The following is a 12,239-nucleotide window of genomic DNA, read 5'->3' on the forward strand; positions in this document are numbered from 1 at the left end:
GGAGGAATCTACTGAAACGTCCTGATCAGGGGGCATAATCCTGATCTCGGACGGGCGTCCCCGGCTCAGGCGGGCGGGAAGCCGCCGCTCAGTCTCCCATGGAACACTCCACTGGCATCGTTGAGCCCCACAAGTTCGACGGTCTTGCCGTGCTGGGTGTACTTGGTCTGAATCGCATCCAGAGCGGCGACGGTCGAGGCATCCCAGATGCGTGAGCGCGACAGGTCGATGACGATGTGCTCTGGGTCGTCGGCATACTCGAACTGTGTTGTCAGGTCGTTGCTGCTGGCGAAGAACAGTTGGCCGTCGACGATGTAGTGCGCGGTCTCCCCCTCCACCGTTCGTGCCACCGTCACGAAGTGGGCAACGCGTCTGACGAAGAGCACGGAAGCTGTGATCACCCCGGCGATGACGCCGATGGCCAGATTGTGGGTGACGACGACGGCGAGAACGGTCACGAGCATGACTGCCGTCTCGCTCTTCGGCATCCGCTTCAGGGTCGACGGACGGATGCTGTGCCAGTCGAAAGCGCCGATCGCGACCATGATCATGACGGCGACGAGCGCGGCCATCGGGATCGTCGAGACGAAGTCGCCGAACACGACGACGAGCAAAAAGAGGAAGATTCCGGCGCAGAACGTAGAGATGCGCGTGCGCGCCCCTGATTCTTTGACGTTGATCATTGTCTGACCGATCACGGCACAGCCACCCATGCCGCCGAAGAATCCGGACAGCATGTTCGAGACGCCCTGCGCCCAGGCTTCACGCGTCTTGCGGGAGTGCGTATCGGTGATCTCGTCGACAAGCTTGGCCGTCATCAGCGTCTCCATGAGGCCCACCACAGCGACGGCGAAAGCGAACGGGGCGATGATCGTGAACGTCTCCCATGTGAGCGGCACATTGGGGATGAAGAGCTCCGGGAGGCTCTGCGGCAGCTCACCCTGGTCACCGACAGTCGGCACCCTGATCGCGAACACGATGACCACGGCCGTCACGATGATCACCGAGATCAGCGGCGCCGGGATGATCTTGGTGATCTTGGGCATGAAGATCATCACGAGGATGCCGAGTGCCACCAGCGGATACACCAGCCATGGCACGTTCAGCAGATGCGGCACCTGCGAGCTGAACACGAAGATCGCGAGTGCATTGACGAACCCGGTCATCACGCTGCGCGGGATGAAGCGCATGAGCTTCGCAACCCCCAGCACCGCGAGCAGCACCTGGAAGACCCCAGCGAGCAGGATGGTGGCGATGAGGTAGTCCAGGCCATAGGCCGGCGCCACCGGAGCAACCACGAGCGCGACGGCGCCGGTGGCCGCGGTGACCATCGCCGGGCGTCCGCCGAGGAACGCGATCGACACCGCCATGATGAACGATGAGAACAGGCCGACCTTGGGATCGACGCCGGCGATCACCGAGAACGCGATGGCCTCGGGGATGAGAGCGAGGCCCACAACGAGCCCAGCGAGGACTTCCCGCGTCAGCATCCGCGGGTTCTTCAACGCGGTGAGAACGGACGGATTCGCGCGATAGCGGGCGCGATCGTCAGCGGCAGTGGTCATGAAGACTCCAGAGTGAACGCCCCGAGTGGGGCAGATCCACTGTAGCCGGGGCCGCCGGAGCTCAACTCACCGTGAAGTCCGCCGTCAGCAGCACCTCGTCCCGCGAACTCGGCCCAACCAGCAGCTCGAACTCCCCCGCCTCGACGACCCGGTTGCCCGCGGCATCCACGAGCGTGCACTCCGCGACCGGCAGATCCAGCCGCACACGCGCGGATTCCCCCGGCTGCAGCGACACCTGGCGGTAAGTCTTGAGCTCCTTGTCGGTCCAGCTCACGCTCGTGATGGCGTCCCGCACATAGACCTGCACCGTCTCGATCGTCGCACGCTCACCGGTGTTGATCACCGTCACATGCGCAACGACAGTGTCGGATGCCGCGAGCGCCGGCTCCTCGACGGCGAGATCGGAATACGAAACTGTCGTATACGACAGCCCTTCCCCGAACGCCCACGCTGGCGACTGGGTGAGGTCGGCGTAGCGGTCACCATGCTGGCCGCGAATTTGGTTGTAGTACGTCGGCTGCTGCCCGGCGTGCCTGGCGAACGAGATCGGCAGACGGCCGGTCGGCTCGACCCTGCCGGTGAGCAGCTCGGCGATCGCGCGCCCGCCCTGCATGCCAGGGTTCGCAACCCAAAGCACTGCTGCGGCGCGCGAGACGGATGCCGGCAGCACGAGCGGCTTCGACGCAAGCAATACGACGACCACGGGGGTGTCGGCCTCGACCAGTACGTCGAGCAGTGCGTTCTGTCCGCCGAGAAGCTCGAGCGTTGCGGTCGAGCGGGCCTCTCCGTACAGCCCCCGCGCATCGCCGACCACGGCGACGACGACATCCGCAGAGGATGCCGCGGCCACAGCCTCGGCGATTTGCGCCTCGTTGGGCTCGCACGCCTGCACGATCGGCGGTCGCGGCTGACCGTCCGGCCAGGTCTCCCCGCGCGGGTCGGGCTCGAGGGTGATGATATCTGCACCTCTGGCATGCACCACCTCCCACGGCGCGACCTCGCGCAGCCCGTCGAGCACGGTCGTGATCATCTCGCGCGGCTGCCCATCCAGCCACCCGGCCTGACCTGACCCACCGGCCCAATCACCAAGCTGCTCCTGCGCATCATCCGCGAGTGGTCCGACGACGGCGACGCGCTTCACGGTCGAAGGCGACAGCGGCTCGCCAGGCGCAGCCGACGAAAGCGGCAGCAGCCCGTCGTTCTCCAACAGCACGAGCGAGCGGCGCGCCATTTCGAGGTTCAGCGCTGCGTGCGCGGCACTGCCAACCACGGCTTCCACCTCGTCTGAGGGTAGCCGCGGGTTTTCGAACAGACCCAGCTCGAACTTCAGCGTCAGGATCCGTTCGACAGCGACATCGAAGGAGTTCTCATCCAGCAGGCCGTGTGCGACGGCATCCAGGGCGCCTTCGAAGAAGGTCGGCGTGTTCATGACCATGTCGTTGCCGGCCTTCACCGCGGCGGCCGCAGCGTGCATGATGTCGGGCTGCACATGCTGTTCCCACACCATCCGGCCGACGTTGTCCCAGTCGGTGATGAGCGTGCCGGTGTACCCCCACTCGCCACGCAGCACGTCGCTGAGCAACCAGTCGTTGATGGTGATCGGGACGCCGTCGGTGCTCTGATATCCGAGCATGAAGGTGCGGCATCCTTCCCGCGCGACGCGCTCGAACGGCGGCAGGAACCACGAACGGAGCTTGCGGCGCGAGATGTCCGCCTCGCTGGCGTCTCGGCCTCCCTGGGTCTCGGAGTATCCGGCGAAGTGCTTGGCAGAGGCGAGGATCGCGGTCGGATCGTCGAGTCCCTCGCCTTGATAGCCCCGCACCATCGCAGAGGCAAGCTCGCCGATCAGGAACGGGTCCTCGCCGAATGTCTCGTTCACGCGCCCCCAGCGGAGGTCCCTGGCGATGCAGAGAACCGGTGAGAACGTCCAGTGGATGCCGGTGGCTGCCACCTCGACCGCGGTTGCACGGGCGACGCGCTCGATGAGCGAAGCATCCCATGAAGAAGCCATCCCGAGCTGGGTCGGATAGATCGTCGCACCCGGCCAGAAAGAGTGGCCGTGGATGCAGTCCTCACCGACGATCAGCGGGATGCGCAACCGTGTCTCGGCCGTCAGCTCGTTCGCGCGGACGAGGCGCTCAGGGGAGGTGTGCAGGATCGATCCGACTGAGCGCCGCAACACATGGTCGTCGAGATCGTCACGCGCATCGAGCTGCAGCATCTGCCCGATCTTCTCCTCGAGCGTCATGCGCCCGAGCAGGTCTGCCACCCGCTCCGGAACCGAAACGGCCGGGTCGAGGTACGTCGCGGTCTGGGTCTGAGAGATCATCGATTCGCGTTCTGTGTGGTGGCGGTCATGCGGACGGCGGTGACGGCGTCGTTGACGTCGAGACCCTTCTTCTTCATGGCGCGGGCGCGTTCGCCGGCGGAACGCAACCGCGGATTGACGTATTCGTCGATGCCGAAGTTGATCAGAGACAGCGCGACGCCGATGGCAGCGATGCAGAGTCCAGGAGGCATGTACCACCACCACTGATTCTGGCCAAAGGCGCCCTGCGCCGACGCCCAGTTCAGGATCGTCCCCCAGTTGTACGTGGTCATCGGGATCACACCGATGTACGACAGCGTCGTCAGCCCCAGGATGGCGGCGGTCACCGTGCCGACGAAGCTCGCTGCGATCAGCGCCATGAGGTTCGGTAGCATCTCGACGGTGATGATGCGTCGCAGCGGCTCGCCGTTGGCTCGGGCGGCCTGAACGAAATCGCGGTTGCGCAGCGACATGGTCTGCGCGCGCAGTACTCGGGCACCCCACGCCCATCCGGTGAGCCCCAACACCCCGGCAATGAGCACCAGGGGCGGGTCTTCGAACAGCGAAGAGACGATGATGATGAGCGGAAGACCGGGGATCACCAGGAACACGTTGGTCAGCGCAGACAGAGCCTCGCTCTTCCAACCGGAGAGGTATCCGGCGATCACGCCGACGGTGATTGCGATGATCGTGGCGATCAGCGCTGCGAGAAAGCCGACGACGATGACACCGCGGGTTCCGTGGATCACCTGGCTGAGCACGTCCTCCCCGATATGTGTCGTCCCCAGCCAGTGCGTCGCGGAGGGCGGCTGCAACCGAGCCGAGTTGTCGATCTGCGTGGGCGAGAACGGTGCGAGAACATCGGCAAAGATCGCGACGAGCACGAAGAACGCCAGAATCGACAGACCCGTGATCGACTTCGCGTTGCGGAACATCGCGAAGGCACCGGCGGTCTTCGTCAGGAATGTGTTGGTAGTCATCGTTCAGGCCTCCGTCTGGCGCGTGCGCGGGTCGAGGAACGCGTAGGCGATGTCGGCGAGGATGTTCGCCACCAGCACCGAGAGGGTGAGGACGAGGAAAACGCCCTGCATCAGCGCATAGTCCTTCGCATTCGTGGCATCCAGAAGGAGCTTGCCGACGCCGGGATAGCTGAAGACCATCTCCATCACGATCGTGCCGCCGACGATGAATCCGATCGACAGCGCGAAGCTCTGGATCTGCGGAAGCACGGCGTTGCGGGCGGCGTAGCGCCACAACACACGCCGGTGCGGCATGCCCTTGGCCTGCGCGACGGTGATGTAGTCCTCGTCGAGAACGGTGAGCATCATGTTCCGCATCCCGAGCATCCATCCGCCGAGCGAGGCGATGACGATGGTCGCAGCGGGAAGCGCGCCGTGGTGGATGACCTGGCCGATGAACTCCAGGTTCCAGCCGGGCACCATCCCCACGCCATAGGCCTTGCCGATCGGGAACCAGCCGAGGTTCACCGAGAAGACGGCGATCGCGAGCAGACCCAGCCAGAAGTAAGGGATGGTGCTGAGGAACGTGGTGATCGGGATGAAAGCCTCCAGGCGGCTCCCCCGGCGCCATCCGATGATCGCACCGCCGATCGTGCCGATCGCGAAGGAGACGATCGTCGCGAAGCCGACCAGGCCGATCGTCCACGGCAGCGCCTGGCTGATCACCTCGGTAACAGGGCGGAGGCCATGCAGCAGCGAGACGCCGAGGTCGCCGCGCAGCAGCAGTCCCCAGTACTCGAGATACTGCTGAAACAGGCTCTTGTCGGTGTCCAAGCCGAGGAGCGCACGAAGCGCATCCGCCGCTTCAGGCGAGACGTCGCGGTTGCGGGACAGATACTGGCTGACCGCGTCTCCCTTCATCATGCGTGGCAGGAAGAAGTTAATCGTGAGAGCCGCCCACAGCGTGAACAGGTAGAACGCGGCACGTCCACCGAGGAAGCGCCACGGGATGCGTGATCGACCGGCGATCACCTTCGTCGCCGTGGTTCCGATCTCGACGCCGTCGACGGGTTGCTGATCGACGGAATGCTGGTCGGTGGGATACCGGTCGGTGACGGGCAACTGGGGTTCGACGGCGGTCATCGTGCACCTCCGATGGTGTCGGCGAAGAATCGCTCAGGGTCAGGGGATGCTGCGCGAAGCTCCTGTGTGTACGGGTCCTTCGGACGCAGGATGACGTCGTCGGCCGGGCCATGCTCGACGACCCGACCCTGATTGAGCACCATGATCTCGTCACTGAAGTGGCGGGCGGTGGCGAGGTCATGCGTGATGTACAGCACACCCAACCCCTCCTCGCGCTGCAGGTCGGCGAGCAGGTTCAGCACTCCGAGACGGATGGAGACGTCGAGCATCGACACCGGTTCGTCAGCGACGAGGATCGAAGGATGGGATGCCAGCGCTCGAGCGATTGCGACGCGCTGACGCTGCCCGCCGGAGAGCTCGTGCGGACGGCGATCGATCACGGTATCCGGATCCAGCCGCACGCGTTCGAGCAGGCGGCGCACCTCAGCCTCGGTCTCCTCCTTCGGCACTACGGCGTCCAGACGCAGCGGGCGCTCCAGGTGGTAGCGGATCGAGTGGTACGGGTTGAGGGACGCGAAGGGGTCTTGGAAGACCATGCGCAGCTGCTGTCGATAGGTGCGAAGGCCCTTGCCGCGGCGTGGGATGGGCATGCCGTCGAGCAGTACTTCACCGCTGGTCGGGCGCTCCAGCTGGGTGAGGATCTTCGCGATTGTCGACTTGCCGCTGCCGGACTGGCCGACAAGGCCCAGCGTTCGTCCGGACTCCAGCGTGAAGCTGACGTCGGAGAGCGCGGCGATCTGCCCTGCGCCTCGCACGTTGTAGACCTTCGTGATGTTTCGGACCTCGAGAATGCTCATCTGAGAACCACGCCCTTCTCTCCGGTGAGGCGCGGGAATGATGACAGCAGCGTCTGCGTGTACTCGTCCTGCGGAGCGTTCCAGATGCGCTCCGCGGTATCGAGCTCAACGATCTCGCCCGCGCGCATGATCGCGATGCGGTCACTGATCTCCAACAGCAGCGGAAGGTCGTGTGTGATGAAAATCACCGAGAATCCGAACGCTTCGCGAAGCTGCGAGATCTGACGCAGGATCTCGCGCTGGACGAGCACGTCCAGCGCGGTCGTCGGCTCATCCATCACCATCAGCTGCGGTCGGAGTGCCAGCGCCATCGCGATCATCACGCGCTGACGCATACCGCCGGAGAGCTCGTGCGGGAAGGAACGGATGCGCTGGGCGCCCACCTTGACGATCTCAAGCAGTTCTATGACGGCCTCGCGGCGCTCCCGCCTGCTCATGCCGGGGCGATGGATCTCGAAAACGTCCTCAAGTTGGGAGCCGATCGTGGCGACGGGATTGAGCGCGTTCATCGCTCCCTGGAAGACCATCGAGATCTTGTCCCAGCGGAACCGGCGCATCTGCTCGGCATCGAGGGTGCCGACGTCGATGTCGTCACCCGCCCCATCATGGAAGGTGACGGATCCGCTCGCGATCACCGCTGGCGCCTTGAGGAGTCGCTGGATGCCGTAGGCGAGGGTGGTCTTGCCGCATCCGGATTCTCCGGCAAGGCCGAGAATCTCGCCGCGTTGCAGTTCGAGACTGACGTTCTTCACCGCCGCCACGGGCGGGTCCACGTCGTACACGACCGAGAAGTCACGAACGGAAAGCAGGGGGTCTGACATGGGTATCACTTTCATGCCCACCACACCGCGAGACTTCACGTATGTCACGGAATCCGAGGAAAACGGTGACATACGCGAAGTCTCGCGGGAGGGTTTAGGACGTGGGGGTCAGGGCCGTCAGGATCTGGACGATTCCGGGCTGGGTCGGGTCGGCTGAGGCGTACTGATCGTCGTCGGTCGGCCACCCGGTGTAGTTGCGGGTGTTGTACTGCCCGAGCAACGGGTGCGAACCGAGCGGGATCGCCGGCACGTTCTCAGCGAAGGCCGTCTCCATCACCGTGAGAGCGGCTGCGCGATCCTCATCAGAGGAGGCGTTCGCATAGGTGTTCAGTGCCTCGGTGACCTTCGGGTCATCGAAACGGCCAAAGTTGAACTGCGCCTTGTCGTCGACGATCCACTTGGGGTCCATCGTCGAGGTGTAGAGACCATAGGCGTTGCCGGTGTCCTCGAGCCAGTGGATGATCGCCTGGAACGTGCCCTCTTGGCGTGCGACATCCCAGCCGCCCCAGTCGGGCTGGTCGATCTTGACTTCGATGCCAAGACCCTCGTCGAGCTCTTCCGCGATGAGTGCCTGCTCGGTGTTCCAGTCGCTCCATCCGGCGGGGACCGAGATCGAGAAGGACACTGCCTCGCCGTCGGGGTCGATCAGGTCCTCGTCCTTCCAGGTGTATCCGGCATCTGTGAGAATCTGCTTCGCCTTGTCGATGTCGACGGAGTAGTCAGTGCCCTGGTACTCAGGGATGATCTCGTCTTCGAGCAGGGATCCGAGTCCCGTCGCGTTCCAGATGACTTCACTCGCGCCCTCACGGGCGATGTCGACGTAGGCCTGCCGATCGATCGTCCACGCCAGAGCTTCGCGAAGTGCCGGATCGTTGAACGGCTTGGTCTGCAGGTTGAAGAACAGCGTTCCGGCACCGGCCGTCGATGAGACGAGGTAGTGGTTGTCCTCATCGACTGCGAGGTAGCTGTCCTCGATCTGCGGGATGAACGCCTGCGCCCAGTCCGCTTCGCCGGATGCGAGCGCAGTTGTGAGTGCGGCGTTGTCGCCGTAAGAGACGTAGTGCAGTTCGGGGACCGCGAGCTCGCCGCCCCAGTAGTCGTCGTTCGCGGCGAGGGTGACTGATTCCGTGGTCCAGCTCGACAGCGTGTACGGGCCAGTGCCGACGACGAGCCCTTCATCGGTGAGCGGGTCGGTATTGGGGTCTTCGATGTTCTCCCAGACATGCTTGGGCACGATCGGGGTGTGCAGCACGCGTGACTGCGCGATGTACTTCGAGTCGGCGAAGTTCAGAGTGATCGCATCGCCGTCGACGGTGGCGCCGGTGTACTTGAGCCCCTGCGAATCGGTGAGCTTGCCGCTGAGGAACTGATCGAACGTGAAGATGATGTCATCGCCGGTGAAGGGTTCGCCGTCACTCCAGTTGACTCCGCTGCGGGGCACGACCGTGACCGCCGTGTAGTCGTCATTCCATTCGACCGATTCGGCCAGCCACGGAGTGGTGCCGAGGTCACCCGTCGGGTTGACGAGAGCGAGTGGCTCGAAGATCGCCTTCGCGTAGCCGTACTTCGAGGCGGAGGAATCGCCGAGGTAAGGGTTGTGCGATTCGGTGGTGATCGCGCCGTCTGGCTTGGCGATAGTGAGCGCCGCGTCGGCGCCGTTCGAGTTGGAGCCGTTCGAGCTGGAGCCGTCGGAGGACGGCGAGGCGCAGCCGGCGAGGACGCCGGTGCTGAGGGCGGCGATCGCGCCGATGGCGATCAGAGATCTACTGAGCTTCATTGCTTCTCCTTGGACACGGTCTTTGTGCAGGGGGGTTTTTGCTTACTCATGAGAAAGTAAACTTCAGTGAGATTACCTACAAGTCAGTAAGCTTTGCAAGTACCCTTTGCCAGACCGTTACACTCGCCCAAGGAGGATGCCGTGGCAACTGATTCATCGGAGACGCGAACGCGCCCCGCCACGCTCGAGAAGCGCACCGAGATCCTGAAGGCCGCGATCGAGATCTTCGGCAACAAGGGGTCGACGAACGGCACCCTCTCCGACGTCGCGGAGCAGGTCGGGATGACGCACGCCGGGGTACTTCACCACTTCGGCTCGAAGCAGAAGCTGCTGCTCGAGGTACTCGCTTTCCGTGATCAGGACGATGTCGCCGAGCTGCTCGAGAAGCACATCCCTGGCGGGGCAGAGCTGTTTTTGCACCTCGTTCGCACGGCATTCACCAATGCCCAGCGACCAGGCATCGTGCAGGCATACACGGTGCTCTCTGCAGAGTCTGTGACCGACGGTCACGCGGCGCGCGACTTCTTCGAGGATCGCTACACGACTCTGCGTCGCGAGGTCTCAACGGCCTTCCACGCGCTGTGCGCACAGGAGGGCGAGATCGAGCCGGGCACGATCGCGGCTGCTTCCGCTTCGATCCTCGCGGTGATGGATGGGCTGCAGCTGCAGTGGCTGTTGCATCCGGATGTCGTCGAACTCGGCGAGGCGAGCGAGTTCGCGATCCGTGCGATCGTGAATGGGGTGCTGCGTCCAGGACCGGAGCTGAAAAGTTACGTCGTCGCGGCATCCTGATCCCGGCATCGCACAGATAGAGTCGAGGCCATGAGCATCGACCTTGAGTCCCTGTACATCGACCTGCACCGGCATCCGGAACTGTCGTTCCAGGAAACCCGCACAGCCAGCATCGCCGCCGAGCACCTGCGCGATCTCGGGCTCGAGGTCGAAGAGGGTGTCGGCATCACCGGCGTCGTCGCTCTTCTGCGCAATGGCGATGGTCCTGTGGTCTGGGCTCGCGCTGACATGGATGCGCTTCCCGTGCAGGAGCAGACGGGACTGGCTTACGCGAGCACCGCGACCGGCGTCGATCCCGCCGGACACACCGTGCCCGTCATGCACGCGTGCGGCCATGACATGCACGTGACCGCGATGATCGGCGCCGTCGAAAAGCTCGTCACCGAGCGCGCCGAATGGTCAGGAACACTGGTCGTGCTCATCCAACCAGCCGAGGAGTACGGCGCCGGAGCGCGGGCAATGCTGGATGCCGGGATCCTCGACCGCTACCCGAAGCCCGATATCGTGCTCGGTCAGCACGTCACGCCGTTCCCGGCCGGAATCATCGGCGTGCGCAGCGGCACGCAGATGGCGGCATCCGATGGTCTCACCGTCACCATGCACGGTCGCGGCGGGCACGGGTCACGCCCGCACACCACCATCGATCCGATCGTGATGGCGGCAGCGACCGTCATGCGGCTGCAGACGATCACCTCTCGCGAGGTCGACCCCAAGGATGTCGCAGTCGTCACTGTCGGCTCGATTCACGCCGGGCTCAAGAACAACATCATCCCCACCGAAGCGACGCTCGAGCTGAGCCTGCGCTACCCGAACGACGAGATGCGCGCGAAGGTTCTCGAAAGCGTCGAGCGGATCGTCCGTGCAGAGGCTTCGGCATCCGGCGCAGAGCGCGAGCCGGAGATCCGCACCGACCACACCCTCCCGGCGACGATCAACGACGAGGACTCGACCTCGCGGGTGACCACCGCACTGCGCCGCGTGCTCGGCGACGAAGCGGTGATCGATCCGGGCATGTTCACCGGCAGTGAAGACGTGTCATGGTTCGCACGGGATGCCGGCGCACCTCTGGTGTTCTGGTTCTGGGGCGGGCTGGACCCCGCGAAGTACGCCACCGCGGTTGCGAACGGCACCGTCGACAGCGAGATTCCGACGAACCACTCGCCGTTCTTCGCACCGGAGATCCACCCGACCATCGAGATCGGCGTGACGGCGATGTCGACGGCCGTGCGGGAGTTCTTCGGCTGAGCCGCCGCACGGGCGCAGACTCAGACCGGCCGCAGGCTGGAGACGAAGAATCGCTGACACGTGAGGAAGAGAATCACCGTCGGCAGCGAGACGACGAGCGCCGCGGCAAGGACGACCGGCGGACCGAGGCTCGAGAATCCGCCGTTGATCTCGGCAAGCGCGGCCATCACCGGGCGACGGTCCGGGCTGGTCGTCAACGTGATGCCGAAGAGCAGATCGTTCCAGACCCAGGTGAACTGGAAGATGAACGCGGCGAACAAAGACGACCGGATCAGCGGCAGGTGTATCCGCCAGAAGAGCAGCGACCACCCGGCGCCGTCCAGCTTCGCGGCCTCGGTGACCTCCGGAGGCAGCGTCGTCAGGTAGTTGCGAACGATGAAGAATGCGAACGGCACGCAAATCGCGGAGTAGATCAGGATCATGCCCAGGTTCGTGTCGTACAGGTTGGTCGAGACATACGCCTTGAAGAGTGGGGCGAGGAAGATCTGCAGAGGCAGCAAAGTGCCGAGGTAGATGACCCAGAACCACAGGGTCGGCCGCCTCGTCGGCATCACGATGACCGCGAACCCGGCGAGCGCTGCGGCGAAGACGGCGATTAGTGCCGAGACAGTGGAGTACAAAAGACTGTTCAGCATCCCGGCACCGAGCCCGGACTGCGTCCACGCCAGTGCGATGTTCTCGAAGAAGCCGAACCCGGTAGGGAACCACGAGGGAGCACCCGTGTAATCCTCGACCGGCACGAAGGCATTGACCAGAAGCAGATAGACCGGGATCAGCCAGAGGATGGCGAACACGATGACGACGACGTTGCGGATGGTTCTGCCGATCATTG

General features: G+C 64.2%; 10 protein-coding genes. 2 read left to right on the top strand and 8 right to left on the bottom strand.

All coding sequences use genetic code 11. The features are described from left to right. Positions 1-65 precede the first annotated feature (65 nt). The 7 genes from AC1C2O_RS11395 to AC1C2O_RS11425 form a co-directional block, all read right to left on the bottom strand. Entirely contained in the window at positions 66-1,565 is a 1,500-nt protein-coding gene (locus tag AC1C2O_RS11395) for a SulP family inorganic anion transporter (protein ID WP_495430548.1), read from the bottom strand. A gap of 61 nt (positions 1,566-1,626) precedes the next feature. After that, entirely contained in the window at positions 1,627-3,894 is a 2,268-nt protein-coding gene (locus tag AC1C2O_RS11400; protein ID WP_495430549.1) for an exo-beta-d-1,3/1,6-glucosidase, read from the bottom strand. Next, positions 3,891-4,853: an ABC transporter permease gene (locus AC1C2O_RS11405; protein WP_495430550.1), complete on the bottom strand. Its 963-nt coding sequence runs from the start codon at positions 4,851-4,853 to the stop codon at positions 3,891-3,893. Before AC1C2O_RS11405 ends, AC1C2O_RS11400 begins: the two co-directional genes overlap by 4 nt. 3 nt (positions 4,854-4,856) lie before the next feature. Beyond that, the gene (locus AC1C2O_RS11410; RefSeq protein ID WP_495430551.1) at positions 4,857-5,975 is read right to left on the bottom strand and encodes an ABC transporter permease; all 1,119 of its coding nucleotides are present in this window, start codon (positions 5,973-5,975) and stop codon (positions 4,857-4,859) included. Next, positions 5,972-6,772: an ABC transporter ATP-binding protein gene (locus AC1C2O_RS11415; protein WP_495430552.1), complete on the bottom strand. Its 801-nt coding sequence runs from the start codon at positions 6,770-6,772 to the stop codon at positions 5,972-5,974. Before AC1C2O_RS11415 ends, AC1C2O_RS11410 begins: the two co-directional genes overlap by 4 nt. After that, a complete protein-coding gene (locus AC1C2O_RS11420) occupies positions 6,769-7,593 on the bottom strand; it encodes an ABC transporter ATP-binding protein (RefSeq protein ID WP_495430553.1) in 825 nt (274 codons plus the stop codon). The genes AC1C2O_RS11415 and AC1C2O_RS11420 overlap by 4 nt, the downstream gene beginning before the upstream one ends. 94 nt (positions 7,594-7,687) lie before the next feature. Continuing rightward, a complete protein-coding gene (locus AC1C2O_RS11425) occupies positions 7,688-9,370 on the bottom strand; it encodes an ABC transporter substrate-binding protein (protein ID WP_495430554.1) in 1,683 nt (560 codons plus the stop codon). Between the two features lie 141 nt (positions 9,371-9,511). On the opposite strand from AC1C2O_RS11425, the gene AC1C2O_RS11430 reads away from it, so the two are divergent. Together AC1C2O_RS11430 and AC1C2O_RS11435 are read left to right on the top strand one after the other, a co-directional pair. After that, positions 9,512-10,162 (top strand): TetR/AcrR family transcriptional regulator, encoded by a 651-nt coding sequence (locus tag AC1C2O_RS11430; RefSeq protein ID WP_495430555.1) that lies wholly within the window; start codon positions 9,512-9,514, stop codon positions 10,160-10,162. 30 nt (positions 10,163-10,192) lie between these two features. Further along, positions 10,193-11,407, top strand: coding sequence for an amidohydrolase (locus tag AC1C2O_RS11435; protein ID WP_495430556.1), 1,215 nt, complete (start codon positions 10,193-10,195; stop codon positions 11,405-11,407). Positions 11,408-11,427: 20 nt separating this feature from the next. On the opposite strand, the gene AC1C2O_RS11440 is transcribed toward AC1C2O_RS11435, so the two are convergent. Next, positions 11,428-12,237, bottom strand: coding sequence for a carbohydrate ABC transporter permease (locus AC1C2O_RS11440; RefSeq protein WP_495430557.1), 810 nt, complete (start codon positions 12,235-12,237; stop codon positions 11,428-11,430). Between the last annotated feature and the right edge of the window lie 2 nt (positions 12,238-12,239).

The sequence above is a fragment of the Microbacterium sp. Y355 genome, from assembly GCF_059445345.1.

Excerpts from the sequence above, each read along its gene's own strand:
- AC1C2O_RS11395 (WP_495430548.1), bottom strand. The coding sequence starts at position 1,565 with ATGACCACTGCCGCTGACGATCGCGCCCGCTATCGCGCGAATCCGTCC.
- AC1C2O_RS11425 (WP_495430554.1), bottom strand. The coding sequence starts at position 9,370 with ATGAAGCTCAGTAGATCTCTGATCGCCATCGGCGCGATCGCCGCCCTC.
- AC1C2O_RS11435 (WP_495430556.1), top strand. The coding sequence starts at position 10,193 with ATGAGCATCGACCTTGAGTCCCTGTACATCGACCTGCACCGGCATCCG.
- AC1C2O_RS11415 (WP_495430552.1), bottom strand. The coding sequence starts at position 6,772 with ATGAGCATTCTCGAGGTCCGAAACATCACGAAGGTCTACAACGTGCGA.
- AC1C2O_RS11440 (WP_495430557.1), bottom strand. The coding sequence starts at position 12,237 with ATGATCGGCAGAACCATCCGCAACGTCGTCGTCATCGTGTTCGCCATC.
- AC1C2O_RS11410 (WP_495430551.1), bottom strand. The coding sequence starts at position 5,975 with ATGACCGCCGTCGAACCCCAGTTGCCCGTCACCGACCGGTATCCCACC.
- AC1C2O_RS11400 (WP_495430549.1), bottom strand. The coding sequence starts at position 3,894 with ATGATCTCTCAGACCCAGACCGCGACGTACCTCGACCCGGCCGTTTCG.
- AC1C2O_RS11420 (WP_495430553.1), bottom strand. The coding sequence starts at position 7,593 with ATGTCAGACCCCCTGCTTTCCGTTCGTGACTTCTCGGTCGTGTACGAC.
- AC1C2O_RS11405 (WP_495430550.1), bottom strand. The coding sequence starts at position 4,853 with ATGACTACCAACACATTCCTGACGAAGACCGCCGGTGCCTTCGCGATG.